Genomic DNA, 24,590 nt, shown 5'->3' with positions numbered 1-24,590 from the left:
TTCTGTGTTACCGATGCCCGCTCAGAACCGTTGCGATGGCCGCGACAGGCTGGTCAGGACCGGCAGGTGTAGGCGGCCGGCGGCGGCGTGCCCGCGACCAGGTAGCGCACCACGGCGTTGTCCACGCATTGGTCGCCGTTGAACACCGCGGTGTGCTGCGTGCCGTCGTAGGTGATCAGCGGGCCACCCAGCTGGCGCGCCAGGTTCACCCCGGCCTGATACGGGGTCGCCGGGTCGTGCGTGGTGGAGACGACGACGACCTTGCCCGGCGCCATGGCCGGCGCGGCGTGCGGCGCCGACGTCGGCGGCACCGGCCAGAGCGCGCACAAATCGCGGGGAGCGTTTCCGGTGAACGGCCCGTAGCTGAGGAAGGGAGCGGCCTGGCGGATCCGCTGATCCGCGGTCACCCAGCTGGCCTGGTCCGTCGGGTTCGGGGCATCGACGCAGCGGATCGCGTTGAACGCGTCCTGGTCGTTGGAGTAGTGCCCGTCGCGGCCGCGTCCCTGATAGTCGTCGGCGAGCAGCAGCAGGTCGCCGGCGTCGGTGCCGCGCGCCAGGCCGAGCAGGCCGCTGGTCAGGTATTTCCAGTGCGTCGGGGTGTAGAGCGCGTTGATGGTGCCGGTGGTCGCGTCGCCGTAGCTCAGCCCGCGTGGGTCCGCGGTGCGGGCGGGCTTGGTGGCCAGCGGGTCGACCAGGGCGTGGTAGCGGGCGACGAATTGGGACGGGTCGGTGCCCAGCGGGCAGCCCGGCGAGCGGGCACAGTCGGTGGCGTAGTCGTTGAAAGCCGTTTGGAATCCGGCCATTTGGTTGACGTTCTCGTCGATGGGGCCGACGGTCGGGTCGATGGCGCCGTCGAGCACCATCGCCCGCACGTGGTTGCCGAACTTCTCCAGGTAGGCGGTGCCCAGCTCGGTGCCGTAGCTGTATCCCAGGTAGTTGATCTGTTCGTCGCCCAGCGCCTGGCGCACCGCGTCCATGTCACGCGCGACGGACGCGGTGCCGGCGTTGGCCAGAAACGCGCTGCCCATCCGGTTGACGCATTGCTGGGCCAGCTGCCGGTAAAGCTGCTCGATGTGCGCGACACCGGCCGGGCTGTAGTCGACCATCGGTTCGCGCCGGTACGCGTCGAACTCGGCGTCGGTGCGGCAGCGCAGCGACGGAGTGGAGTGGCCCACCCCGCGCGGGTCGAAGCCGACCAGGTCGAAGTTGCGCCGCACGGGCGAGTTCTCCAGGTCCGGCGCCATCGCGGCCACCATGTCGACCGCCGAGCCGCCGGGCCCGCCGGGATTGACCAGCAACGACCCCATCCGTTGTCCGGTCGCGGGCACGCGGATGACCGCCAGTTTGGCCTGGGCGCCCCCGGGGTTGTTGTAGTCGATCGGGACCGACACCGTGGTGCATCGCGCGGCGGGGATATCGCTTGTGTCCGAGACGAATTGGTCGCAGCTCCCCCAGCCCTGCGGCACCGCGGCCGCCGGCGGGTTCGGCGCCGGGGTCTGCCCGGCACCGGGCTCGGGCGTGGCGCCGGCCACCGGCAGCGCGGCGGAACCACCGAGCACCAGACCGAACGAAAGCAGCGCCGAGCTCAACGATCTCAGGCGCGACATGGCAGTCATCGTTGCAGCCGCGGGTACCCGTGGCAGCGCGAAACGATTACGCCTTGGTCTCGGCTCTCAACCGGCTCGCGTCGCCACCGAGCGTGCACGCACGGCGACGAATCGACGAAAATCCCGCCGGGAGTGCACGTTCGGCGTCAGCACTTGGCGCCGCTGGGCGGCGTGGTGCCGCCGACCAGATAGGCCGTCACGTAGTTGTCGATGCAGCTGTCGCCCTGGAAGACGACGGTGTGCTGGGTTCCGTCGTAGGTCAGCAGCGAGCTGCGCAGCTGGTCGGCCAGGTCCACGCCGGCCTTGTAGGGGGTCGCCGGGTCGTGCGTGGTCGACACCACCACCGTGGGCGCCAGGCCGGGCGCGGAAATGGTGTGCGGCTTACTCGTCGGCGGTACCGGCCAGAACGCGCAGGTGCCCAGCGGCGCGTTGCCGGTGAACTGCCCGTAACTCATGAACGGTGCGATCTCCCGGGAGCGGCGGTCTTCGTCAATCACCTTGGCGCGGTCGGTGATCGGCGGCTGGTCGACGCAGTTGACCGCCACCCGCGCGTCGGTGGCGTTGGTGTAGTGGCCGTGGGCGTCGCGGCGCATGTACATGTCGGCCAGGGCGAGCAGGGTGTCGCCGTGGTGGTCGACGAGTTCGGACAGGCCGTCGGTCAGGTGGTGCCACAGGTTCGGTGAGTACAGCGCCATGATGGTGCCGACGATGGCGTCGCTGTAGCTCAGCCCGCGCGGGTCGTTGGTCGGGACCGGCCGGCCGATCATGGGGTTGTTGGGGTCGACCATCGGGTCGACGAGGCTGTGGTAGACGTCGACGGCCTTGGCCGGGTCGGTGCCCAGCGGGCAGCTCGGTTGCTTCGCGCAGTCGGCGGCGTAGTTGTTGAACGCGTCCTGGAATCCCTTGGCCTGCCGCAGGTCGGCCTCGATGGGATCGGCGTTGGGGTCGACGGCCCCGTCGAGGATCATCGCCCGCACCTTGTTCGGGAAGGCCTCGGCGTACGCCGAGCCGATCCGGGTGCCATAGGAGTAGCCGAGGTAGGTCAGCTTGTCGTCGCCAAGCGCGGCCCGGATGGCGTCGAGGTCCCTGGCGACGTTGACCGTCCCGATGTTGGCCAGAAAGCCCTTGCCCATCTTGTCGACGCAGCGGCCGACGAACTGCTTGGTCTCGTCCTCGATGTGGGCCACGCCGGCCGGGCTGTAGTCGACGTTGGGCTCGGTGCGCAGCCGGTCGTTGTCGGCGTCGGAGTTGCACCAGACCGCGGGGCGCGACGCGCCCACCCCGCGGGGATCGAAGCCGACCAAATCGAACCGTTCGCGGACCCGCTTCGGCAGCGACTGGACGACGCCCAACGCCGCTTCGATGCCGGACTCCCCCGGCCCGCCGGGGTTGATCACCAACGAACCGATCTTGTCGCCGGTCGCGGGAAAACGGATCATCGCCAGCGTGGCGTCGTCGCCGTCGAGGTTGTCGTAGTCGACCGGAACCGCGAGCTTGCCGCACAACGCGCCGGCCGGCAGCTTGACCTTCGGGTTCGCGGCCCGGCACGGCGTCCACTCCACCGCCTGGCCCAGCTTGGGTTCGGACATGACGGCGCGCCCCACCACCACGCGCGCGCAGCCCGCCACCAGCAGCGCGACGGCAGCGACCGACGTCCAGATCAGCAGCGTGCGCGCGCGCGTGCCTCGGCGAGTCAAACCCATGCCAACATATGCTGCCAGAGGAAACCTGAGATCCTGATCAGCGGCACCGCCGCGCGCGGAGCATGGCCTGTCTCACACTGTCGCGCCGTTTCAACCGCGCCGAAGAAATGGCAGAATGACACCGTCAGACGAACCCGGGGACCCGTTCAGGTTTTTCAAAGACTGAGGGCCACGAGGATCGACCCGACCACCCACTAGGGACAATGATGTCTGAGCACAACGTTTACGGTGCCAACTCGCCTGCGCCCGCGCAGCCGCTCACCAAGATCCGCACCCACCACCTGCAGAAGTGGAAGGCCGAGGGGCACAAGTGGGCGATGCTCACGGCCTACGACTATTCGACCGCCCGCATTTTCGACGAGGCGGGCATCCCGGTCCTGCTGGTCGGCGACTCGGCGGCCAACGTCGTCTACGGCTACGACACCACCGTGCCGGTGTCGGTCGACGAACTGATCCCGTTGGTCCGCGGCGTGGTGCGCGGCGCCCAGCACGCCATGGTCGTCGCGGACCTGCCGTTCGGCAGCTACGAGGCCGGGCCCGCCGCCGCGCTGGCCGCCGCCACGCGGTTCATGAAGGAGGGCGGCGCGCACGCGGTGAAGCTCGAGGGCGGCGAGCGGGTCGCCGAGCAGATCGCCTGCCTGACCGCCGCCGGCATCCCCGTGATGGCGCACATCGGGTTCACCCCGCAGAGCGTGAACAGCCTCGGCGGCTTCCGGGTCCAGGGCCGCGGCGACGCGGCCGAACAGACCGTCGCGGACGCGATCGCCGTCGCCGAGGCCGGGGCGTTCTCCGTGGTGATGGAGATGGTGCCGGCCGAGCTGGCCACCCAGATCACCGGCAAGCTGACCATTCCGACCATCGGGATCGGGGCCGGACCGAACTGCGACGGCCAGGTCCTGGTCTGGCAGGACATGGCCGGCATGAGCAGCGGCAAGGCCGCCCGCTTCGTCAAGCGCTTCGCCGACATCGGCGGGGAATTGCGCCGCGCCGCAACGCAATATGCGCAAGAGGTGGCCGGTGGGGTTTTCCCCGCCGACGAACACTGCTTCTGATCCGGCGCGCCACCGCACGATTCACGGCACGTCCTGCTGCGCGCCGGGACCACCGCGCTGAGGGTCCCGCCTCGTTGACCACCACGTTACCCCGGTCACAACGAAAGTGCCGAAAAACGTTGTGTGGCAGGCATGTACGATCGTTGTTAAGAGACGATCCGGACTCAAAAGAGCAAAGGTGGACCACATCGACCGGGGGGACCGTGGTGGCTTCGTACACCGTCGAACGGTGCTGAAGTTCCCGCTGCTAGTGGCAGGAGGCATCGTTTTGGCCCGCACACCGCACGCGTCCGCGCAGCCGCCGCGCACCTCGCCGCAGGCAAGCCGATGGTCACCCGAGCGAGCCAACCGCTGGTATCAAGCGCAGGGCTGGCCGGTGGGCGCCAACTACATCACGTCCAATGCCATCAACCAGCTGGAGATGTTCCAGGCCGATACCTTCGATCCCGGGCGCATCGACACCGAACTGGGCTGGGCCCAGTCCAACGGGTTCAACGCGGTGCGGGTCTTTTTGCACGATCTGCTCTGGGCGCAGGACCACCGCGGGTTCCAGGGCCGGCTCGCGCGGTTTGTCGACATCGCGGCCCGCCACGGCATCAAACCCCTGTTCGTGCTGTTCGATTCGTGTTGGGATCCGTTCCCGCGCCCGGGTCCGCAGCCCGCGCCGCGGCCCGGCATCCACAACTCCGGCTGGGTGCAGAGCCCGGGCGCCGAGCGCCTCGGCGACCGCGGCTACGTCCGCACCCTGCGCGGTTATGTCACCGGGGTCCTGACCCAATTCCGCAATGACGACCGCATTTTGGGCTGGGACCTGTGGAACGAGCCGGACAACCCCGCGGACACCTACGCCTCAGTGGAGCGCAAGGACAAGCTCGACCTGGTCGCCAACCTGCTCCCCCAGGTGTTCGAGTGGGCGCGGTTGGTCGATCCCCGCCAGCCCTTGACGAGCGGCGTGTGGCACGGCGAGTGGGCCGACCCGGCGCGCCGCAGCGTCATCGCCGGGATCCAGCTCGACAACTCCGACGTCATCACCTTCCACTGCTACGGCGAGCCGGCGGCGTTCGAGAGGCGCATCGCCGAGCTCGTCCCGCTGGGGCGCCCGATCCTGTGCACCGAGTACATGGCCCGGCCGCTGGGCAGCACGGTGCAAAACATCCTGCCGATCGCGAAGCGCACCGGCGTCGGCGCGTTCAACTGGGGATTCGTCGCCGGCAAAACCCAGACGTACTTTCCCTGGGACTCCTGGGACCACCCGAACCCGGATCCGGCGATGCCGCAGGAATGGTTTCACGACTTGCTCGGTCCCGACGGACGGCCGTTCCGCGACACCGAGATTGAGACGATCCTCGAGTTGAGCGACCTGGCGATGCATCTGCGGCCGCCGCCGGCCGGCTGACCCGCAGGCGTCAGCGGCACCGATTCTGGAAGTCGGTGAGCGGCTGGCGAATGCCCTCGAGGTCGGCGTGGGTCTGCGGGTTGGCGTCCATGTACTGCTTCAACTGATCACGCATGTCGCTGCGCGGCTGGCCCTTCAAGCTGGTGAAGTAGTCGTTGACGTCGGGGTGCGTGAACAGGTACGCCGACGTGGCCGCGGCGACGCCCGAGGACACCTGGGCCAGGTCGGCCGCCGTGCAATTGGGTTGCGACGCGGGCGCCGGCTCCGGCTCGTCGGCCGGCACGTCCGCGGCGGCCCAACCCGCCGTCGCGAAAAGCATTGCCACAGTGGCCGCGCAGGCCGCCATCCCGCCGGCAACGGCCCGGGCCGCCGGGCGAACAAAAGACCCCATGCAAACGCTCCTTCGTCGACCATCGCCCAAGGCGAGCGGTATTCGTACCGCAAACCATAAGGGGTTTGCCCGCCGCGCACGCGCGAATCAGGCGGCAAACGAGTGCGCGACCGCGGTAGGGTCGGGCCGTGGCGGAAGTGCTTCAGACCCAGGTTTGCGTAGCCGGTGGGGGCCCCGCCGGTCTCGTTCACGCGCTCTTGCTCGCCCGCGCGGGGATCCGGGTTGTCGTCTTGGAGAAGCACAATGACTTCCTGCGCGACTTCCGCGGCGACACGGTGCACCCGAGCACCCTGCGGATCATGGACGAGCTCGGGCTGGTCGATGAGCTTCTGCGCCTGCCGCACACCAAAGTCGACCGCGTCGCGTTCGACACCGACGGGACGATCCGCACCTTCGGCAACTTCGGCGTGCTCAAACGGTTGGGTTTCAAACAGCCGTACATCGCGTTGATGCCGCAGTGGGACTTCCTCGACTTCCTCGCCGAAAAGGCCTCTGCCTACCCGGAATTCACGCTGATCCGCAACGCCGAAGTCAAGGACCTGATCTTTGACGGCGATCGGGTGATCGGGGCGCGCACGCCCGAAGTGGAGGTGCGCGCCGACCTGGTCGTCGGCGCGGACGGGCGCAAGTCCGCGGTGCGGGCGGCGGCCGGCCTAAGGACCGCCGCCGCGCACTCCCCGATGGACGTGCTGTGGTTTCGGCTCAACTGGCGACCCGGCGATCCGCAGGAGCTGTACGGGGTGGCCCGTCGGGGCCTCACCATGGCGCTGATCTACCGGGGCGACTATTGGCAGATCGCGTATCTGATGCCCAAGGGGTCCGACCCCCGCGACGGGTCGCTGGAGGCGTTCAAAGAGCGCATCGTGGCGGCGCGGCCACAGCTGCGCGAACACGTCGACGACCTTCGTTCCTGGGACCAGACCAGTCAGCTCGACGTGCGGGTGGACCGGCTCGAGAGGTGGTGGCGCACCGGCCTGCTGTGCATCGGGGACGCGGCCCACGCCATGTCGCCGATCGGTGGCGTCGGCATCAATCTGGCTGTCGCCGATGCGGTGGCGGCCGCCAACATCCTGTGCGCCCCACTGCGCGACGGACGTCTGCGCGACGCGGACCTCGCCAAGGTGCAGCGTCGGCGAGAGCTGCCCGCCCGGGTCATCCAGGCGATCCAGGTGTTCGCACAGGACCGGGTGATCGCGCCCAATCTGAACGGCGGTGACCTGTCACCCATCCCGATCCCCGCGATCGTGGGACGGGGCCCGCTGCGCTCCATCCCGCCGATCGCCTTCGGGCGCGGCCTTCGTCCCGAACACGTCCGCACCCCGAACGTGCACACCGCTTAACACTTTTCTGCGGCGGCGTCGGAGGCGGCGTCGATATTCAGATTCCGGGCCCGCCCGCCGCGCTGTGACGGCACAATGCACTGAGGGGTCGGAAGGAGAGTGCAGATGAATCGCCGCCGCGGGCTTGCCGCATTGCTGGTGTTCTCGGGCGTGGTGTCCGTCCCCGCGATTCTCACCGCGGCGCCATCCGCCGATCGGGTCGAAGCGACCGTGTGCGTGGGCGCGGGCCGACGCATCTCGGTAAGCGGCTGCACCAACATCGCCGACAACATCGCCCGCTATGCCCCTCCACCCGCGGTCTATGCGCCGCTGCCGGAGGACGAGACGACGGCTCCGCCCCCTCCTCCGCCGCCGCCATAACGTCGTCACCTCCGTATGGCAGGCTATGGGTCTCATCCCCACCGTCCATTACGTTCAAGGCCGCGGCGACGCGCCCTCAACGGAGCCGAAGATGCCTGCAAAAACGCCGCAGACCTCGCGTCACCTGGAGGTAGAGCGCAAATTCGATGTCGGCGAGTCCACCGTGTCGCCGTCGTTCGAGGGGATCGCCGCGGTCGCCCACGTCGAGAAGGCGCCGACGCAAACCCTGGATGCGACGTACTTCGACACGCCCGCACATGACCTCGCGCGCAACAAGATCACGCTGCGCCGCCGCACCGGCGGCTCCGACGCCGGGTGGCACCTGAAGCTGCCGGCCGGGCCCGACGCGCGCACCGAGGTCCGGGCGCCGCTGGACGCGTCCGGACCCGACGGCAACAACACCGTGCCCGCCGAGTTGGCCGACGTCGTGCTGGCGATCGTCCGTGACCGTCCGCTGCAGCCGGTCGCGCGCATCACCACCGAGCGCGAGAGCCAGGTGTTGTACGACGCCGCGGGCGTCGCGCTGGCCGAGTTCAGCAACGACTCCGTCACCGCGTGGTCGACGCGGGGGCCCGATGACAGCTCCGATGAATCCGGTGCGCCGCCCACCGAGCTCGAATGGCGGGAGTGGGAATTGGAGCTCCTCGAAGCGGGCGGCCACTCCAACGGCGCGGCCGGCACCGAACTGCTGAACCGGTTGAGCAACCGGCTGCTGGACGCCGGCGCCGCGCCCGCCGGACACGGCTCCAAGCTGGCGCGGGTGCTCGGCACCCCGCCACCGCCCAACGGCGCGCAGCCGAGCGAGGATCCGTTGCAGCGCGCCATCGCCGAGCAGGTCCGCGAGCTGCTGGTGTGGGATCGCGCCGTGCGCGCCGACGCCTACGACTCCATCCACCAGATGCGGGTGACCACCCGCAAGCTGCGCAGCCTGCTGCGCGACTACCAGGATTCGTTCGGCTTGCCCGACGAGGGGTGGGTCCTGGACGAGCTGCGTGAGCTCGCCGGGATTTTGGGGATGGCGCGCGACGCCGAGGTGCTCGCCGAGCGCTACGAGCGTGACTTGGACGGGCTCGCACCGGAATTGGTGCGCGGTCCGGTGCGCGAACGGCTGGTCGGGGGCGCGCAGCGCCGCTACCAGACCGGCCTGCGCCGCTCGTTGATCGCGATGCGCTCGCAACGCTACTTCCGGTTGCTCGACTCCCTGGAGGCGATCGCGGTCCAAACCCCCGGCGCCGCCGCGGCCGAGGAGCAGGCCCCGGTCACCGTCGAGGCCGCGTACAAGAAGGTCCGCAAGGCCGCCAAGGCCGCCGCCCAGGTCGATCGGGAGAACCCCGGCGACCACCACCGCGACGAAGCGATACATCGAATCCGCAAGCGCGCCAAGCGACTTCGATACACCGCGGCCGCCACCGGGGAAGCCAAAGTGTCCGAGCGGGCCAAGGCCGTGCAGTCGCTGCTCGGTGATCACCAAGACAGCGTGGTCAGCCGGGAACACCTGCGCCAGGAAGCGGACATCGCACACGCCGCCGGCGAGGACACCTTCACCTACGGCCTGCTGTATCAGCGGGAAGCCGACCTGGCGCAGCGGTGCCGCCGCGAACTCGACGGCACGCTGCGCAAGCTCGCCAAGGCGGTGCGCAAGGCCGGGCACTAGTCGCCGAAGGGGCTGAAGGCGGACGAGTTGGCCTGTAAGCCGGATTCTGTTCCCCACCGCCGCGCGTGAGCAACGGCGGTGCGGCGGCGACCATCCATCTGGACACACCGTCACCGGGTGCCTCGAGCGGCCTACCCGCAGGCTCGGGCGAGCAGCCCTCGAACGCCTGCGCGGCCGCACCAGCGGTACGGCCTTCTTGGCCTTGCTTCGGGTGGGGTTTGCCGAGCCACCCCGGTCACCCGGGATGCTGGTGCGCTCTTACCGCACCGTTTCACCCTTACCACCGCGAGGGTGGCGGTCTGTTTTCTGTGGCACTTTCCCGCGAGTCACCTCGGATTGCCGTTAGCAATCACCCTGCTCTGTGAAGTCCGGACTTTCCTCGAACCGCCTTGCGACGGCCCGCGGCCGCCCGGCCAACTCGTCCGCGACGATAAACGGTACCCGCTGCACCCGGCCGGGGCCAGCAACCGTTTACCGTGGACTCGGATCACGAATGGGAAGGCCCGCGATGTCCCGGTGGAAAAGGCGTGTCGATTCAGGCGATTGGGACGCGATCGCCGCCGCGGTCGACGAGTACGGCGGGGCGCTGCTGCCGCGACTGATCACGCCCAGCGAGGCGGCGCGGCTGCGCGCGCTCTACGCCGACGACGCCCTGTTCCGCTCCACGATCGACATGGCGCCCAAACGGTACGGGTCCGGGCAGTACCGCTATTTCCACGCGCCCTACCCGGCGCCGATCGAGGAACTCAAACAGGCGCTCTATCCGCGGCTTCTGCCGATCGCCCGCGACTGGTGTGCCAAGCTCGGCCGGGACGCGCCCTGGCCGGACCGCCTCGACGACTGGCTGGCGGCCTGCCACGCCGCCGGCCAGACCCGATCCACCGCCCTGATGCTGAAATACGGTGCGGGCGACTGGAATGCGCTGCACCGGGACCTCTACGGGGACCTGGTGTTCCCCCTGCAGGTGGTGATCAATCTCAGCGACCCGGCCACCGATTACACCGGCGGGGAGTTCCTGCTGGTCGAGCAGCGACTGCGGGCGCAATCCCGGGGCACGGCAACACAATTGCCGCAGGGACACGGCTACGTCTTCACCACGCGGGAGCGGCCGGTGCCCTCGGCCCGCGGTTGGTCCGCGGCACCGGTGCGCCACGGCGTGTCCGTGGTTCGCACCGGGCAGCGCTACGCCATGGGACTGATCTTTCACGACGCGGCGTGAGGGTTATCGGTCTCGCCGCAAGGCGATCACGTGGTCGGGCACCCTGGCCGTTTCCCCGTTGACGGTCATTTCGCGTTCGACGGCCTCGGCCCGCAGCCGCGTCCAGGCGGCGGTGTCCAGCCGCAACGAGGCGATCACCTCCTCGATGCCGAGGAAGGAGTGATCGTGGTGCTGCGCCCACGGCGGCACCGCCCCGTGGTCCACGATCAGCAGCACGCCACCGGGATTCACCCGTTCGGCGGCGTGCCGCAGCACGTCTTCGCGGTCCAGGCGGGCCGGCGAATGAAAGTACTGGGCGGAGATCAGGTCGAACATCCCTTGCGGGAACGTCTCGTTGAGGTTGTGCCGCTGAAAGTCGATGCGGGAGGCCATATTCCGCGCCGATGCGGCCGCGCGGGCGCGTTGCAGCGCGGTGTCAGAGACGTCGACGGCCACCACCTGCCAGCCGCGGTCGGCCAGCCACAGGGCGTCGGCTCCCTCCCCGCAGCCCAGGTCCAGGGCGCGGCCCGGCGGCAGGTCGGCGACCACCTCGGCGAGCCGGGGGTTGACCCGGCCGCTCCACACCCGCTCGGTCGAACGGTAGCGGTCTTCCCAGAATTGCTGGGCATCATCGGGTTTGCACGAACTGTCCATACCGCGAGCTTGCCGATTCCGCCCCGACTTGCCAAGCTGAATTGCCATGCAGGCAAAAACCCCCGATATCGACCTGGTGGTGCGGCGCAGACTGCGGGAGCTGCGCGCGCAGCGCGGCATGACGCTGCAGGAGGTCGGCGCGCGGGCGGGCATCGACGTCTCGACGCTGAGCCGCCTGGAGTCCGGCAAACGGCGCCTGGCGCTGGATCATCTGCCGCGGCTGGCCCGGGCCCTGTCGGTGAGCACCGACGAGCTGCTGCAGACCTCGTCGGCGCCGGACCCGCGGGTGCGCGGCGCCGCGCACACCCACCACGGCGTCACCTACTCGCCGCTGACCCGTCAGGGTCCCGCCGGTGGCCTGCACGCGTTCAAGGTTCGGGTCAGCGCCCGGCGCCGCAATCCGCCCGCCGAGCTGCCCGTGCATGAGGGGCAGGACTGGATGTACGTGCTCTCCGGCCGGATGCGCCTCATCCTCGGCGACCGCGACTTCACCATCGACCCGGGCCAGGCCGTCGAATTCTCGACGTGGACGCCGCACTGGTTCGGCGTGGTGGACGGGCCGGTGGAGGCGATCGTGATCTTCGGCCCGCACGGCGAGCGGCTGCACCTGCACAGCTGACCGGTGCGGCGTTAGCGTGGAGCGATGGACCGGGGCTCGGAATACCATCTCGCACCGCCGCACAGTGCGCCGGGCGTGACGTCCATGGTCGGATACCGCACGCTCGACGTTCCCGAGACCGTGCACCGCGGCATGCCATCCGCGTTGTTGACGTTCATCGTCAGCCTCGACGACGGGGTGGAAGCCGGCGACAGCGCCGACGCGCTGGCCGTCGCGCGCCCCAACCCGCTGCTGCTGAGCGGGCTGCACGTGCAGGCCAGCCACGTGCGGCAGCGCCGGGGCCAGGCCGGCGTGCAGCTGGCGGTGCATCCGCTCGCATCGCGCGCGCTGTTCGGCGTGCCGAGCGCCGAGCTTCCCGTCGCCGAGTACGACGCGACCGCCGTGCTGGATCGCGGCGGCCTCGAATTGCACGATCGGGTGACCGAGGCGCACGGCTGGCCGGACGTGTTCGCTCTGGTGGCCCGCTACCTCGTCGAGGCGCGGCGGCGCCGCGAGAGCGCGACCGTGCGTCCCGAGGTCGCGCATGCCTGGCACCTGCTGGAGCGCAGCCGGGGCCGGATACCGGTGGCCGCGGTGGCGGAGACGGTCGGCGTGACCACCCGGCACCTGACGACGCTGTTCGGCCAGGAGGTCGGCCGCTCGCCCAAGACGGTGGCGATGCTGATGCGCTTCCAGCACGCGACGGCGCGCATCGCCGCGTCGGCGCGCCGGCACGGACGCGTCGACCTCGCGGGGGTCGCGGCCGCCACGGGGTACAGCGACCAGGCGCACCTGACCCGCGAATTCGTCCGGTTCGTCGGAGTGCCGCCGCGACGGTGGCTGGCCGACGAGTTCCGAAACATTCAAGACGGCGGCCACTCGTTCGGCGCACAGTGGGACCATGACCGCTTCGAATCCGACCGTCTGGTTGACATTGCAGGCCCATGACGCCCCCACGCTGATCGATTACTACGTCGAGACATTCGGCTTCGTCCTCACGGCGCGCTACGGCCAGGGCGAGACCGTCGATCACGCGCAACTGAACTGGCCGTACGGCTGCGGAGGGATCATGCTGGGCAGCCACAAGCCCGACGCGCAGTGGTGCCGCGAACCGGGCACCGCCGGCGGCTACGTCGTCACCGCCGATCCCGACGCGCTCTACGAACGGGTGCTGCGGCACAAGGCCGAGGTGGTGCGGCCGCTGGCCGAAACCGACTACGGCGCACGCGAATTCACCGTCCGCGATCCCGAAGGCAACCTGTGGTCCTTCGGCGATTACGGCGGCGCGTCGCCCTCAGCCGGCTAGGTACGCCGTCTGGTTCACCAAGCGCACCGAAGAGGCTCCGTCGGAATAGAATTCGGCGATGCTCAGCGACGCCAGATCGAGGTGCAGCCGGTACAAGATGCCCGGCCCGGCGTCCAGCGCCTCCCGCAGCAGCATCTTGATCGGCGTCACGTGAGACACCACCAGCACCGTCGTGCCTTGCTGGGTGGCGAGGACGCGGTCACGGATCCGTGACACCCGGTCGTGCACCGCGTCGAAGCTCTCGCCGCCCGGCGGGGCGGTGCTGGTGTCGCGCAGCCAACGACGGTGCAGTTCCGGGTCGCGCTCGGCGGCCTCGGCGAACGTCAGCCCCTCCCAGGCCCCGAAATCGGTCTCGATCAGGTCGTCGTCGACGGTCACATCGAGGCCCAGGGCCTTGGCCGCCGCCGCCGCGGTGTCGTAGGCCCGCTGCAGTGGGGAGGAGAAGACCGCCGAAATCCCGCCGCGCTGAGCCAGATACCGCGCCGCCGCGTCGGCCTGCCGCCGCCCCACCTCGGTGAGCGCCGGGTTGCCGCGCCCCGAATAGCGGCGCTGCACCGACAGCTCCGTCTGCCCGTGTCGCAGCAGCAGCAGCCGGGTGGGGGTGCCGCGCGCGCCGGTCCAGCCCGGCGCCGTCGGCGACGGTGCCGCAACGGTTTTCGCCGTCTCGGCGCCGGGGGGCTCGGGCTTTTCGGCCGGCTCGGGCGTCTCCGCCGCACCGTTGGCCCGGGCCGCGGCGTCCATCGCCTCGTTGGCCAACCGATCGGCGTGCGAATTGCGCTCCCGCGGAATCCACGAGTAGCTGATCCTGTCGAACCGCGCCGCCAGCGCTCGGGCCTGGGCATGCAGCTCGATCAGGTCGGGGTGCTTGACCTTCCACCGCCCGGACATCTGTTCCACCAGCAGCTTGGAATCCAGATACACCGCGGCCTCGCTGGCGCCGAGCTTGAGGGCGTCGTCCAAACCGGCTATCAGGCCGCGGTATTCGGCGACGTTGTTGGTGGCCCGGCCGATGGCCTGCTTGTTCTCGGCGAGGACGGTCGCGCGGTCCTCGGTCCACACCACCGCGCCGTAGCCGGCCGGTCCGGGGTTGCCGCGTGATCCGCCGTCGGCTTCGATGACGACCTTCACTGATCGAATCCCTTGACCCGCAGCAGGATCGCGCCGCATTCCGGGCATCGCACCACGTCGTCTTCGGCGGCGGCCGAGATGCGGGCCAGCTCCCCGCGGTCGATCTCGAGCCGGCAGGCCCCGCACCGCTTTCCCAGCAGCTGCGCGGCGCCCGGCCCTCCCCCGGCGCGCTGCCGTTCGTAGAGCGCGGACAGGGCCGGGTCCAGCGCGGCGCTCAGCGAGTCGCGTTGTGACGAATGCAGCTCGCGGGCTTCGGTGAGCTCGGCGAGCGCGGCGTCGAGCGCCTGCCGCGCACCGGCCATTTCGGCCTCCAGGGTGTCGAGGGCCTTCTGCTCGGTGTCCAGCTGGGACTGCAGCTCCTCGCGACGTTCCATCACCTCGAGCAGGGAATCCTCCAGGCTGGTCTGGCGACGCTGCAGGGTCTCCAGCTCGTGCTGCAGGTCCGCCAGTTGTTTGGCGTCGGTCGCTCCCGACTGCAGCAGCGCCCGGTCACGGTCTTCGCGCTGGCGCACCGCGTCGATCTCCGATTCGAGCCGCTTGACGTGGGCGTCGATGTCTTCCAGGGCGATCCGCACCGCACCGATGCGGTCGCCGGCGGCGTCGTATTCCTCCTGCATGCGCCGGCAGGCCTCCTGCTCCGGCAGATGGGCCGCCCGGTGCGTGAGGCGGGACAGCTCAGCATCCAGTTTCGACAACTCGAGCAGCGAACGTTGCTGTGCCACTTCGGCTTTCATGACCCTTCTCCCCCGGACTCGTTGTCACCGCGCTCGACATTCCAAGGGTCGGTGCGAATCGCGCTCACTCGCACCGCAAGCTCCGCACCGAAACGCGACCGCAGCAGGTCGGCGGCCTGTTCGCACCACGGGAATTCACTTGCCCAATGTGCCACATCGATCAGGGCAACGTCCGAGGCGCGGCGGTGCTCGTCGGCGGGGTGGTGCCGCAGATCGGCCGTGACGTAGGCCTGCACCCCCGCGCCGGCCGCGGCGGCCAGCAGCGAATCTCCGGCGCCGCCGCAGACGGCGACCCGCGAAACCGGCATGTCGGGGTCACCCGCGGCCCGCACCCCCCAGGACGTCCGCGGCAACGCGGCGTGCACGCGGGAGACGAAGTCGCGCAACGGTTCCGGTCGGGCCAGCGTGCCGACGCGGCCCAGCCCGGCGTCGCCGGGTGGGGGGACCATCGCGAAGATGTCGAACGCGGGCTCCTCGTAGGGGTGGGCGGCGCGCAGGGCCGCCAGCACCGCGGCCCGGACCCGCGCGGGCGCGACGACCTCGAACCGGTCCTCGGGGACCCGCTCGACGTTGCCGACGCTGCCCACCGCGGGCGAGGCCCCCTCGTGCGGCAGGAACTGCCCGATCCCGGTGACGGTCCAGCTGCAATGCGAGTAGTCGCCGATGTGGCCGGCCCCGGCGTCAAACACCGCCGCCTGCACCGCTTCCGCGTTCTCGTTGGGCACGTAGATGACCCACTTGTCGAGGCCGGGCGCACCCGTCGCCGGCTCCAGCGCGGCCTCGACATCGAGCCCGAGGGCGGCCGCCAGCGCGTCGGACACACCCGGGTTGGCCGAGTCGGCGTTGGTGTGCGCGGTGAACAGCGAACGCCCGGTCCGGATCATCCGGTGCACGAGCGCGCCCTTGGGCGTGCTGGCCGCCACGGTGTCCACCCCCCGCAACAGCAGCGGGTGATGGACCAGCAGCAGGCCGGCGTCGGGAACCTCGTCGACGACCGCGGGCGTCGCGTCGACCGCGACGGTCACCGACTCCAGCTTGTCGTCGGGGTCACCGCATACCAGGCCCACCGAATCCCATGCCTCGGCAAGCCGAGGCGGGTACGCCTCATCGAGCACCGCGATGACGTCGGCCAGCTTCACGCTCACCGGCGCACCTCCGAAATCGCCTGCACCAGCAGCGGCCACTCCCGGCGCACCGCGGCCCGCAGGTACTGCTCGTCCAAGCCGACGAACGTATCACAGCGACGGATGGCAATTCCCCTGTCATGCAGTCGTTTTCGCAATGCAACGGCCTCCGGCATGCGGAACAGCACGAACGGCGCCCGGCCGTCGACCACGTCGGCGCCCACCGACGCCAGCCCGGCCACCATCTCGGCGCGCAGCCGCCCCAGTCGCGCCGCCCCGGCTGCCGCGTCGGCAACCGCCTGCGGGGCGCAACACGCCGCGATGGCCGCCAGCTGCAGCGTGCCCACCGGCCAGTGCGCCCGCGTGGCGGTCAACCGCGCCAACACCTGCGGCGACCCCAGCGCGTAGCCCACCCGCAGCCCGGCCAGCGCCCACGTCTTGGTCAAGCTGCGCAGCACCAGCACGTCGGGCAGCGCGTCACCGGCCAGCGATTCGGGCTCCCCGGGAATCGAGTCTGCGAAGGCCTCGTCGACTACCAGGATCCGGCCGGGCCGGCGCAACGCGAGCAGCTCCTCGCGGCGGTGCAGCACCGAGGTGGGATTGGTGGGATTGCCCACCACGACAAGGTCGGCGTCCTCGGGGGCCACCGCGCCCGCGAGGTCGAACGGCGGCCGCAGCACCACGTGGTGCACCGGCACTCCGGCGGCACTCAGCGCCGCCTCCGGCTCGGTGAATGCCGGCGCGATGATCGCCGCCCGCGCCGGGCGCAGGTTGCCCAGCAGCGCGAAGGCCTCGGCCGCCCCGGCCAACGGCAGCACCTCGTCGCGGGCCCGGCCGTGCCGCTGGGCGGCCGCGTCCTGCGCCGCGCGGACGTCGTCGACGCCCGGGTAGCGCGCCAGGTCGGGCAGCCGCGCGGCCAGCCGCCCCAGCAGCCAGTCGGGCGGTTGGCCGTGACGGACGTTGACGGCGAAGTCCAGCATCCCGGGCGCGACGGCCTGATCGCCGTGATAGCGCGCCGCAGGCGGGCTCAGGTTCAGACTCGCCATCCGTGAAACACTAGTGCGCCGCGCGGGCCGGCCGGACGAACACCGGCAACACCGTCGTACCCGTCCGCGCCCATCGAGGACAATGGTGAGGTGACAGGCGCAACGTCCACCGATCGCCAAGCCCCAGGGGCGCAGCTGGTGATCTTCGATCTCGACGGCACGCTGACCGACTCCGCGGAGGGCATCGTGGCCAGCTTCCTGCATGCGCTCGATCACATCGGCGCCCCGGTGCCCCCGGGCGACCTCGTCGCCCAGATCGTGGGCCCGCCGATGGACGACACCTTCCGGTCCATGGAGCTCGGCGACGCCGCCGAGGAGGCGATCGCGGCCTTCCGCGCGGAGTACGGCGCCCGGGGGTGGGCGATGAACGCGCTCTTCGACGGCATCGAGGCGCTGCTGGTCGATCTGCGCGCCGCCGGCGTCCGGCTGGCCGTGGCCACCTCCAAGCTGGAACCCACCGCGCGGCGCATCCTCGCCCATTTCGGGCTCGACCACCATTTCGAGGTCATCGCCGGGGCGAGCCCCGACGGCTCCCGCAAAGCCAAGGTCGAGGTGCTCGCCCATGCGCTTTCGCAGCTGGAGCCGCTGCCCGAGCGGGTGCTGATGGTCGGCGACCGCAGCCACGACGTGCACGGCGCCGCCGCGCACGGCATCGACACGGTGGTGGTCGGCTGGGGGTACGGCCGCGCCGACACGTTCAGCGGGGTGACGCACGCCGCGACCGTCGACGAGCTACGGAGGGCCCTGGGTGTCTGAGCGCGAGCCGCTGCACATCACGTTCGTGTGCACCGGCAACATCTGCCGGTCGGTGATGGCCGAGAAGATGTTCGCCGACCAATTGCGCCGCCGGGGTCTGGGCGACGCGGTGCGGGTGAGCAGCGCCGGCACCGGCAACTGGCACGTCGGCGAGTGCGCCGACGAGCGGGCCGCCGGCGTGCTGCGCGCCCACGGCTACCCGACCGAGCACCGCGCCGCGCAGGTCGACGCCGAGCACCTGGCGGCCGATCTGGTGGTGGCCCTGGACCGCAACCACGCCCGGATGCTGCGGCACCTGGGCGCCGACGAGGACCGCGTCAAGATGCTGCGGTCTTTCGATCCGCGCACCGGCGCGCACACCCCCGACGTCGACGACCCCTACTACGGTGACACCAGCGACTTCGAACGCGTCTACACCGTCATCGAGGCCGCGCTGCCCGGCCTGCACGACTGGGTCGATGAACGCCTCGCGCAGAACGGGTCGGGGTGATGCGCAGGTTGGCGTTCGTGCTGCGCCCGGGCTGGATCGTGCTGGCACTGGTGGTCATCGCGTTCGCCTATCTGTGCTTCACGGTGCTCGCGCCGTGGCAGCTGGGCAAGCACAACAGGACCTCGCGGGAGAACCACCAAATCGAGCACTCCCTGAACACCGCGCCCGTCCCGGTGAAAACCCTGCTGCCGCAGCAGAACTCGGCCGCCCCCGGCCATCAGTGGCGTCAGGTCACCGCGACCGGGCATTACCTGCCCGACGTCCAGGTGCTGGCCCGGCTGCGGGTGATCGACTCCAAACCGGCCTTCGAGGTGCTGGCGCCCTTCGTCGTCGACGGCGGCCCCACCGTGCTGGTCGACCGCGGTTACGTGCGTCCGTTGGAGGGATCTCGCGTTCCGCCGATCCCCCGCCCGCCCGCCGACACGGTGACCGTCACGGCGCGGCTGCGCAACTCGGAGCCCCCCGTGGCGGGCAAGGATCCGTTCGTGGGAGACGGTGTGCAGCAGGTGTATTCGATCGACACCGGGCAGATCGCCGTGCTGACCAAGGTCCCGCTGGCCGGGTCCTATCTGCAATTGGTCGACGGTCAGCCCGGCGGCCTCGGGTTGGTCGGCGTGCCGCAGCTGGACGCCGGCCCGTTCCTGTCCTATGGCATCCAGTGGATCGCGTTCGGCATCCTCGCCCCGATCGGGTTGGGCTACTTCGCCTATTCCGAGATCCGGGCGCGCCGCCAGGAAAAGCAGTCACCCTCCGCCGCGTCGGCGCCCGCCCCCGAGGCACCGCAGACGGTGGAGGACAAACTCGCCGACCGTTACGGCCGACGCCGATAACCCGACAGCAGCCCGGCCAGCAGCGCGGCGCCCGCTTGCACCAGCGACGACAGCGCGACCGCGCGCCGCAGGTCGGCCACGGTGGGTTCCCGGCCGTCACCGAGCGTCGGCCGGATCTGCAGCTCGTGACGGTATTGGGTGGGCCCGCCCAGGCGCACACCCAGCGCCCCGGCGAACGCCGCCTCGACGGCGCCGGCGTTGGGGCTGGGATGGCGGCCGGCGTCGCGCCGCCACGCCCGCGCCGCCCCCGACGCTGAGCCGCCGACCAGGGGCGCCGACAGCACCGCCAGCGACGCCGTCACCCGCGCGGGAATGTAGTTGGCGACGTCGTCCAATCTCGCTGCGGCCCAACCGAATCGGAGGTAGCGCGGCGACCGGTAGCCGACCATGGCGTCCAGGGTGTTGACGCCGCGGTAGGCCAGCACCGCGGGCACCCCGCCGGCCGCCGCGTAGAGCAGCGGCGCCACCTGGGCGTCGGAGGTGTTCTCGGCGACCGATTCCAGTGACGCCCGGGTCAGGCCCGCGCCGTCCAGCGACGCGGGGTCGCGCCCGCACAGCGACGGCAGCAGCCCGCGCGCGCCCTCGACGTCGCCGCGCTCCAGCAGCTCCGCCATGGCCAGCCCGGTGCGCGCCAACGACGTTCCGCCCAGGCAGACCCAGGTGGCCGCGGCGGTCACCGCGATCGAGCACGGCCGGCCGCCGCGCCCGGCGGCCCGTTGCGCCGCCGCTCCCAGCAGTCCCAACGACCCGATCAGCAGGCCGACATGGACGGCGCCGGCGGCCCTGCTCTCGCGGTAGGTCAGGCTCTCCAGCGCGGCGGCGGCCGTGCCGAACGCGGCGACGGGGTGGCCGCGTCGCGGGTCGCCCAGCGCGCGATCGGCCAGGTAACCGACCAGCACGCCGGCCGTGCGGGGCGTCGCAAACACCCCGGCAGCGTCTCACACCGGAGGTGACCGTCCCCACGAGGCGCCCGGCGCGCGACCCGGGTCGCATCACTTTGCCTGTGGGGCAGGCGATCTCGGGCACGTCTGCGCAGCCGGCCCGTCGAGGGTTAGAGTCGACACCATGGCTTTCCCAGCGCTCAACCACGTCGCGGTCACCGTGCGCGACATCGAAGTCAGCGGCCAGTGGTATCGCAACCTGCTCGGCACCGACCCGATGCTCGACGAACACACCGACGCCGGCTTCCGGCACCAGGTGTGGATGCTCGACGGCGGCACCGTCTTCGGAATTCACCAGCACGACCGCCCGGCTACCGACGAACGATTCAGCGAACACCGCGTGGGCCTGGACCACGTCGGCTTCGGCTGCGCCGGCCGCGCCGAGCTGGAGAACTGGGTCACCCGGCTGGGCGAACTGGGCATCGAGCACGGCGGCATCGTGGACGCCCCCTACGGCTCGGGCCTCAGTTTCCGCGACCCCGACGGCATCGCGCTCGAGTTCTTCGCCCCGCCGGGCTGATTCGTTCAGCGCACCGTCGCGAAAAACGCGCGCAGATCCTCGACGAACAGCTCCGGTTCCTCGAACGCCGCGAAGTGCCCGCCGCGCGGCATGTCGGTCCAGTGGGTGATGTTGTAGACCGGCTCGCACCAGCTGCGCGGCGCCTTGAGCAGTTCGCCGGGGAAAGCCGCGACGCCCGTGGGCAATTCGACGCGGTCTCCCCTACCCCACACCGCGAAGCTCTCCCAGTACAGGCGGGCCGAGGACGCGGCGGTGTTGGTCACCCAGTAGACCATCACGTTGTCGAGCAGCTCGTCGCGGCTGACCGCGTTCTCGGGATGCCCGTCGCAATCCGCCCAGTCCCAGAACTTTTCGACGATCCACGCCAGCTGGCCCACCGGCGAATCGGCCAACCCGTAGCCCAGCGTTTGCGGCCGGGTGGACTGTTGCTTGGAGTAGCCGGTGCCCCATTTGCGGTGATTGGCCAACCCGGCCATGGCTTGCCGCTCCTCCTCGGTGGGATTCGACAGCGCTTCCTTGGTGGGCCTGCCGACCGGCATGTTGAGGTGGATGGCCGCGCAGTGGCCCCGGTTGCGGCCGATCTGGGTGGTGACCGCGGCGCCCCAGTCGCCGCCCTGGGCGCCGTAGCGCTCGTAGCCCAGGCGCACCATCAGCGTTTCCCACGCCTCGGCGATCTTTTCCACGCCCCAGCCCGCGCCGTTGGGCTTGCCGGAGAACCCGTAGCCCGGCAGCGACGGGCACACGACGTGGAAGGCGTCCTCGGCGCGACCCGACGCGGGGTTGGTCAGCGGCTCGATCACCTTGTGAAACTCCACGATCGAGCCCGGCCAGCCGTGGGTGATCACCAACGGGAAGGCGCCCTCGTGCGGCGAGCGCTGGTGGATGAAATGGATGTCGAGCCCGTCGATCTCGGTGATGAAGTGGTCGAAGCGATTGAGCGCGGCCTCCCGCGCCCGCCAGTCGTAGTCGTTGGCCCAATAGTCGGCCAGCTCGCGGGTGTAGGCCAGCGGCATGCCCTGGCTCCAGTCGTCGACGCATTCGGCCTCGGGCCAACGGGTTCGGGCCAGCCGCGCGCGCAGATCGTCGAGAACCTCGTCGGAAACGTCGATGCGGAACGGTTTCACGCGCTTCATAGTGCCGCCGTCGGTGACACCGGCGACGCGCGGGGTGGGTCGGCACGCGAGGATGTGACCATGGATCCCAGGTTGACCACGCGAGTGGAACACAGTCGGTCGATCCCGTTGCTCGTCTGGCAATTCCGCGAGCCCCGGCTGTGCATCGCGTCGGGCCCGCTCGGCGGCGGCGTCGGCGCCCGCGACTGGTTGGTCAACGCGACGGTCCCCCTGGATTACCACCGGACCGACCCGGACCGCCACCTGACCGAGATCGGCGCCGCGCTGGGTCTCGCCGGCACCGGCTGCGGGCTGCTCACCGCGGTCGACGTGACCCGTTACCACCTCGCCGCCGACGGCGGTGTGCACGCCACCGCGACGGTCGGGCTGTCCAGCCCCGCCTGGGCGGCTGCGCCCGACCGGCACTTCCGCCGGGAGGTGCCGGCCGGCCTGCGCACGACCGCGTTCACCGACTACGAGATCGTCGAGTACCGGCCGCTCACCGATGGCGACGGGTACCGGGTGGGGACCATCAACATCGTGGTCGCGGTGCCGGTGCGGCTGTCCGGGGCGGCGCTGGTCAACGCCGTGGCCACCGCCACGGAGGCCAAGGCGCAGGCGTTGCACGAGGTCGGGGTGCGCGCCACCGGAACCGCGTCGGACGCGGTCGTCGTGCACTGCCCGACGGACGGGGCCGAGGAGACCTATGGCGGGCCGCGCTCGGTGTTCGGCGCCCGGATCGCCCGGGCGGTGCACGCCGCGGTGCTCGCCGGCGCCCGGGCCTGGATTTCGGGGCCCGAGTACCGGCCCTCCGGATAGGGCCGCGCACGTAACATCGGCGCCCAAAGTCGCCGCACGTTACGGCCGCGAACCGCCAAAAGGAGTGGGCGCGGACGGTATCGAACCGCCGACCGCTGGTGTGTAAAACCAGAGCTCTACCACTGAGCTACGCGCCCGTTGCTGCGGGCAGGCTACCCGCCCGCCGGCCAAGTCCCCAAAATCAGGCCCTCAAGGCCGCCAGGGCGTCGGTCCACAACCGTTGATCGCGCGACTCCCCGGGCTGTTTCATCTCGGCGAATCGAATGAGCCCGGCCCGGTCAACGACGAACGTCCCGCGGTTGGAGTAGCCGGCGTCCTCGTTGAACACGCCGTAGCTCTGGCTGACCGCGCCGTGCGGCCAGAAATCCGACAGCACCGGGAAGGTGAAGCCGCTGTCCAACGCCCAGACCCGGTGCGTGGGCGGCGGGCCCACCGAGATGGCCAGCACCGCGCTGTCGTCGTTCTCGAAGTCGGGCAGATGATCCCGCAGCTGGTCCAGCTCGCCCTGGCAGATCCCGGTGAACGCCAGCGGGAAGAACACCAGCAGAACGTTCTTGGCGCCGCGGTAGGAGCTCAACGTGACGCGTTGTTGATTCTGGTCGCGCAGAGTGAAGTCCGGGGCGGCGGTGCCGACCGACAGCATCAACGCTTCCCGGCCCGGGACTTGGGCTGCACCAGACGGCTGGCGGCCCAATCCCCCAGGTTGACCGACGAGGTCGGCATCAGACCGGCGGTGGGGGCCGCCTCGGCGATCTCGGCCGGCAGCACGTGTCCCGGTTTTCCGGTCTTGGGGGTCAGCACCCAGATCACGCCGTCCTCGGCGAGCGGGCCGATCGCGTCCATCAGCGTGTCCACCAGGTCGCCGTCGCCGTCGCGCCACCAGAGCAGCACGACGTCGACTACCTCGTCGGTGTCCTCGTCGAGCAGCTCGCTGCCGCAGGCTTCCTCGACCGCCGCGCGGATCTCATCGTCGGTGTCTTCGTCCCAGCCCCACTCCTGGACAACATGGTCGGGTTGGATGCCCAGTTTGCGAGCGTAGCTCGGGGCGTGATCCGCCGCGACCACCGTGGAGCCTCCTTCAATTCCCTCGCGATGTGCGCTTCGGGATTATCGTCGCACAGCGCGGATCCCGTTCACACTTCCGCCTCATTACGTTGCCAAGCAGAGTTTGATCGCCTTCTTTTTCGTGTCGTTGAGCTGATCGACGCGTTTGTTGAATTCCGACGTCCCCGCGTGTGTGCCAATGGCGTTGGCCACCGAGTGCGCGGCGTCGATGTACGCGTTGAACGCGTCCTTGATCTGCTGCGACATCGCGTCATTGAAGCTGTTGGCCACCGTGGTGGCGCTGTCGTTGAGGGCGTCGATCGCCGGGCCCTCGGTGGGGCCGGTGCCGCGGCCCGAATTGAACGCCTGGACGAATTCGTTGGTCTTGTCGATCGCGTTCTTGCTGGTGGTGATCAGCGAGGCGCAGGCGGTGCGCACCGCCTTGGTGGTCAGCGACTGCTGGCGCTGGGACTCCCGGACGCTCGACGTCGCCGACGAGGCCGACACCGACGCGGACACCGACTGGCGGTAGGCGGGGGCGACTTTGGTGTCCGGGGTCGCCGTTCCGTTGGTGACGGAGGTACATCCCACGATGCCCATCAGCGCGGCCGCGACACAGCCCAGGGCCAGCGCGCCACGCCGGGGGAAAGCCCCCACCTGCCTCGGGGGGACGGCACGCCACCGGATGAGCACAGGCCTGACGTTACCGGGTGGCTTGTGCACCCGCCCCATACACGCCGAGTTGACGCGCACCGGGTGAGCCTTTGACGGCTACCAGATGGCGGCT

The 24,590-nt window shown here is 70.3% G+C and carries 27 protein-coding genes, 1 tRNA gene and 1 other RNA gene; 14 read left to right on the top strand and 15 right to left on the bottom strand.

Going from position 1 to position 24,590, the window contains the following annotated elements:
* Positions 1-53: 53 nt before the first annotated feature.
* A complete protein-coding gene (locus W7S_RS10415; RefSeq protein WP_085976440.1) occupies positions 54-1,616 on the bottom strand; it encodes an alpha/beta hydrolase in 1,563 nt (520 codons plus the stop codon).
* A 137-nt stretch (positions 1,617-1,753) separates the two neighbouring features.
* Entirely contained in the window at positions 1,754-3,310 is a 1,557-nt protein-coding gene (locus tag W7S_RS10410) for an alpha/beta hydrolase (protein ID WP_008255962.1), read from the bottom strand.
* Positions 3,311-3,516: 206 nt separating this feature from the next.
* On the opposite strand from W7S_RS10410, the gene panB reads away from it, so the two are divergent.
* Together panB and W7S_RS10400 are read left to right on the top strand one after the other, a co-directional pair.
* On the top strand, positions 3,517-4,362 hold the full coding sequence (gene panB / locus W7S_RS10405; RefSeq protein WP_008255960.1) for a 3-methyl-2-oxobutanoate hydroxymethyltransferase: 846 nt from the start codon (positions 3,517-3,519) through the stop codon (positions 4,360-4,362).
* A 187-nt stretch (positions 4,363-4,549) separates the two neighbouring features.
* A complete protein-coding gene (locus W7S_RS10400) occupies positions 4,550-5,758 on the top strand; it encodes a 1,4-beta-xylanase (protein WP_197538614.1) in 1,209 nt (402 codons plus the stop codon).
* Positions 5,759-5,768: 10 nt separating this feature from the next.
* Here W7S_RS10400 and W7S_RS10395 read toward each other — a convergent pair whose 3' ends face one another.
* On the bottom strand, positions 5,769-6,149 hold the full coding sequence (locus W7S_RS10395; protein ID WP_026071569.1) for a heme-binding protein: 381 nt from the start codon (positions 6,147-6,149) through the stop codon (positions 5,769-5,771).
* A 128-nt stretch (positions 6,150-6,277) separates the two neighbouring features.
* Between W7S_RS10395 and W7S_RS10390 the strand changes: the two genes are divergently transcribed.
* The 3 genes from W7S_RS10390 to W7S_RS10380 all read left to right on the top strand — a co-directional run bounded on the left by W7S_RS10390 (position 6,278) and on the right by W7S_RS10380 (position 9,503).
* Positions 6,278-7,489 (top strand): FAD-dependent oxidoreductase, encoded by a 1,212-nt coding sequence (locus W7S_RS10390; protein WP_080588010.1) that lies wholly within the window; start codon positions 6,278-6,280, stop codon positions 7,487-7,489.
* Between the two features lie 105 nt (positions 7,490-7,594).
* On the top strand, positions 7,595-7,849 hold the full coding sequence (locus tag W7S_RS10385) for a hypothetical protein (protein ID WP_008255952.1): 255 nt from the start codon (positions 7,595-7,597) through the stop codon (positions 7,847-7,849).
* 91 nt (positions 7,850-7,940) lie between these two features.
* The gene (locus tag W7S_RS10380) at positions 7,941-9,503 is read left to right on the top strand and encodes a CYTH and CHAD domain-containing protein (protein WP_008255950.1); all 1,563 of its coding nucleotides are present in this window, start codon (positions 7,941-7,943) and stop codon (positions 9,501-9,503) included.
* Between the two features lie 19 nt (positions 9,504-9,522).
* Here the strand turns inward: W7S_RS10380 and rnpB are convergent.
* Positions 9,523-9,924, bottom strand: an RNA gene (rnpB, locus tag W7S_RS25730) — RNase P RNA component class A.
* 87 nt (positions 9,925-10,011) lie between these two features.
* Between rnpB and W7S_RS10375 the strand changes: the two genes are divergently transcribed.
* Positions 10,012-10,722, top strand: a complete 711-nt coding sequence (locus W7S_RS10375) for a 2OG-Fe(II) oxygenase (RefSeq protein WP_008255948.1) — start codon at positions 10,012-10,014, stop codon at positions 10,720-10,722.
* A gap of 3 nt (positions 10,723-10,725) precedes the next feature.
* On the opposite strand, the gene W7S_RS10370 is transcribed toward W7S_RS10375, so the two are convergent.
* Entirely contained in the window at positions 10,726-11,355 is a 630-nt protein-coding gene (locus W7S_RS10370; RefSeq protein WP_008255946.1) for a bifunctional 2-polyprenyl-6-hydroxyphenol methylase/3-demethylubiquinol 3-O-methyltransferase UbiG, read from the bottom strand.
* 46 nt (positions 11,356-11,401) lie between these two features.
* Between W7S_RS10370 and W7S_RS10365 the strand changes: the two genes are divergently transcribed.
* The 3 genes from W7S_RS10365 to W7S_RS10355 all read left to right on the top strand — a co-directional run bounded on the left by W7S_RS10365 (position 11,402) and on the right by W7S_RS10355 (position 13,259).
* Positions 11,402-11,974 (top strand): helix-turn-helix domain-containing protein, encoded by a 573-nt coding sequence (locus W7S_RS10365; RefSeq protein ID WP_008255945.1) that lies wholly within the window; start codon positions 11,402-11,404, stop codon positions 11,972-11,974.
* Between the two features lie 84 nt (positions 11,975-12,058).
* Entirely contained in the window at positions 12,059-12,901 is an 843-nt protein-coding gene (locus tag W7S_RS10360; protein WP_036429208.1) for an AraC family transcriptional regulator, read from the top strand.
* A complete protein-coding gene (locus tag W7S_RS10355) occupies positions 12,855-13,259 on the top strand; it encodes a VOC family protein (RefSeq protein ID WP_014379932.1) in 405 nt (134 codons plus the stop codon). Before W7S_RS10360 ends, W7S_RS10355 begins: the two co-directional genes overlap by 47 nt.
* Here W7S_RS10355 and W7S_RS10350 read toward each other — a convergent pair.
* From W7S_RS10350 to cobC, 4 genes are read right to left on the bottom strand one after another with little or no spacing between them, the layout of a single operon-like run.
* Positions 13,248-14,387, bottom strand: coding sequence for a bifunctional RNase H/acid phosphatase (locus tag W7S_RS10350; RefSeq protein WP_008255937.1), 1,140 nt, complete (start codon positions 14,385-14,387; stop codon positions 13,248-13,250). The two genes, W7S_RS10355 and W7S_RS10350, sit on opposite strands and share 12 nt — an antisense overlap.
* On the bottom strand, positions 14,384-15,121 hold the full coding sequence (locus W7S_RS10345) for a zinc ribbon domain-containing protein (protein WP_008255935.1): 738 nt from the start codon (positions 15,119-15,121) through the stop codon (positions 14,384-14,386). Before W7S_RS10345 ends, W7S_RS10350 begins: the two co-directional genes overlap by 4 nt.
* Positions 15,118-16,266 carry a Nif3-like dinuclear metal center hexameric protein gene (locus tag W7S_RS10340; protein ID WP_008255933.1) on the bottom strand — a complete coding sequence of 383 codons (1,149 nt, stop codon included), beginning with the start codon at positions 16,264-16,266 and terminating at the stop codon, positions 15,118-15,120. Before W7S_RS10340 ends, W7S_RS10345 begins: the two co-directional genes overlap by 4 nt.
* A complete protein-coding gene (gene cobC / locus W7S_RS10335) occupies positions 16,263-17,291 on the bottom strand; it encodes an Rv2231c family pyridoxal phosphate-dependent protein CobC (protein WP_008255931.1) in 1,029 nt (342 codons plus the stop codon). The genes W7S_RS10340 and cobC overlap by 4 nt, the downstream gene beginning before the upstream one ends.
* 90 nt (positions 17,292-17,381) lie before the next feature.
* On the opposite strand from cobC, the gene W7S_RS10330 reads away from it, so the two are divergent.
* The 3 genes from W7S_RS10330 to W7S_RS10320 are packed head-to-tail and all read left to right on the top strand — an operon-like array spanning position 17,382 to position 19,367.
* Positions 17,382-18,047, top strand: coding sequence for an HAD-IA family hydrolase (locus W7S_RS10330; protein WP_026071565.1), 666 nt, complete (start codon positions 17,382-17,384; stop codon positions 18,045-18,047).
* On the top strand, positions 18,040-18,537 hold the full coding sequence (locus W7S_RS10325; protein ID WP_008255927.1) for a low molecular weight protein-tyrosine-phosphatase: 498 nt from the start codon (positions 18,040-18,042) through the stop codon (positions 18,535-18,537). Before W7S_RS10330 ends, W7S_RS10325 begins: the two co-directional genes overlap by 8 nt.
* The gene (locus tag W7S_RS10320) at positions 18,537-19,367 is read left to right on the top strand and encodes an SURF1 family protein (RefSeq protein ID WP_008255925.1); all 831 of its coding nucleotides are present in this window, start codon (positions 18,537-18,539) and stop codon (positions 19,365-19,367) included. Before W7S_RS10325 ends, W7S_RS10320 begins: the two co-directional genes overlap by 1 nt.
* Here W7S_RS10320 and W7S_RS10315 read toward each other — a convergent pair.
* The gene (locus W7S_RS10315) at positions 19,349-20,293 is read right to left on the bottom strand and encodes a cobalamin biosynthesis protein (RefSeq protein WP_008255923.1); all 945 of its coding nucleotides are present in this window, start codon (positions 20,291-20,293) and stop codon (positions 19,349-19,351) included. The two genes, W7S_RS10320 and W7S_RS10315, sit on opposite strands and share 19 nt — an antisense overlap.
* A 139-nt stretch (positions 20,294-20,432) precedes the next feature.
* Here W7S_RS10315 and W7S_RS10310 point away from each other — a divergent pair, with 139 nt between their 5' ends.
* On the top strand, positions 20,433-20,828 hold the full coding sequence (locus W7S_RS10310; RefSeq protein ID WP_008255921.1) for a VOC family protein: 396 nt from the start codon (positions 20,433-20,435) through the stop codon (positions 20,826-20,828).
* Between the two features lie 5 nt (positions 20,829-20,833).
* Here the strand turns inward: W7S_RS10310 and W7S_RS10305 are convergent, their stop codons facing one another.
* Complete coding sequence (locus W7S_RS10305; protein WP_008255919.1) at positions 20,834-21,961, bottom strand: epoxide hydrolase family protein; 1,128 nt, start codon at positions 21,959-21,961, stop codon at positions 20,834-20,836.
* An 84-nt stretch (positions 21,962-22,045) separates the two neighbouring features.
* On the opposite strand from W7S_RS10305, the gene W7S_RS10300 reads away from it, so the two are divergent.
* A complete protein-coding gene (locus tag W7S_RS10300) occupies positions 22,046-22,759 on the top strand; it encodes an adenosylcobinamide amidohydrolase (RefSeq protein WP_008255917.1) in 714 nt (237 codons plus the stop codon).
* A 65-nt stretch (positions 22,760-22,824) separates the two neighbouring features.
* On the opposite strand, the gene W7S_RS10295 is transcribed toward W7S_RS10300, so the two are convergent.
* The 4 genes from W7S_RS10295 to W7S_RS10280 all read right to left on the bottom strand — a co-directional run bounded on the left by W7S_RS10295 (position 22,825) and on the right by W7S_RS10280 (position 24,496).
* Positions 22,825-22,896, bottom strand: a tRNA-Val gene (locus W7S_RS10295).
* Between the two features lie 44 nt (positions 22,897-22,940).
* Positions 22,941-23,402: a peroxiredoxin gene (locus tag W7S_RS10290; RefSeq protein ID WP_008255915.1), complete on the bottom strand. Its 462-nt coding sequence runs from the start codon at positions 23,400-23,402 to the stop codon at positions 22,941-22,943.
* The gene (locus W7S_RS10285) at positions 23,402-23,824 is read right to left on the bottom strand and encodes a DUF3052 domain-containing protein (RefSeq protein ID WP_008255913.1); all 423 of its coding nucleotides are present in this window, start codon (positions 23,822-23,824) and stop codon (positions 23,402-23,404) included. Before W7S_RS10285 ends, W7S_RS10290 begins: the two co-directional genes overlap by 1 nt.
* 84 nt (positions 23,825-23,908) lie before the next feature.
* The gene (locus W7S_RS10280; protein WP_036390648.1) at positions 23,909-24,496 is read right to left on the bottom strand and encodes a hypothetical protein; all 588 of its coding nucleotides are present in this window, start codon (positions 24,494-24,496) and stop codon (positions 23,909-23,911) included.
* Positions 24,497-24,590: the final 94 nt, after the last annotated feature.

This window comes from Mycobacterium sp. MOTT36Y (assembly GCF_000262165.1).
In the GTDB taxonomy this organism is placed as follows: domain Bacteria; phylum Actinomycetota; class Actinomycetes; order Mycobacteriales; family Mycobacteriaceae; genus Mycobacterium; species Mycobacterium intracellulare.
The sequence above is the reverse complement of the archived record's forward strand: the minus strand, read 5'-3'. Positions and strand labels throughout refer to the sequence as shown.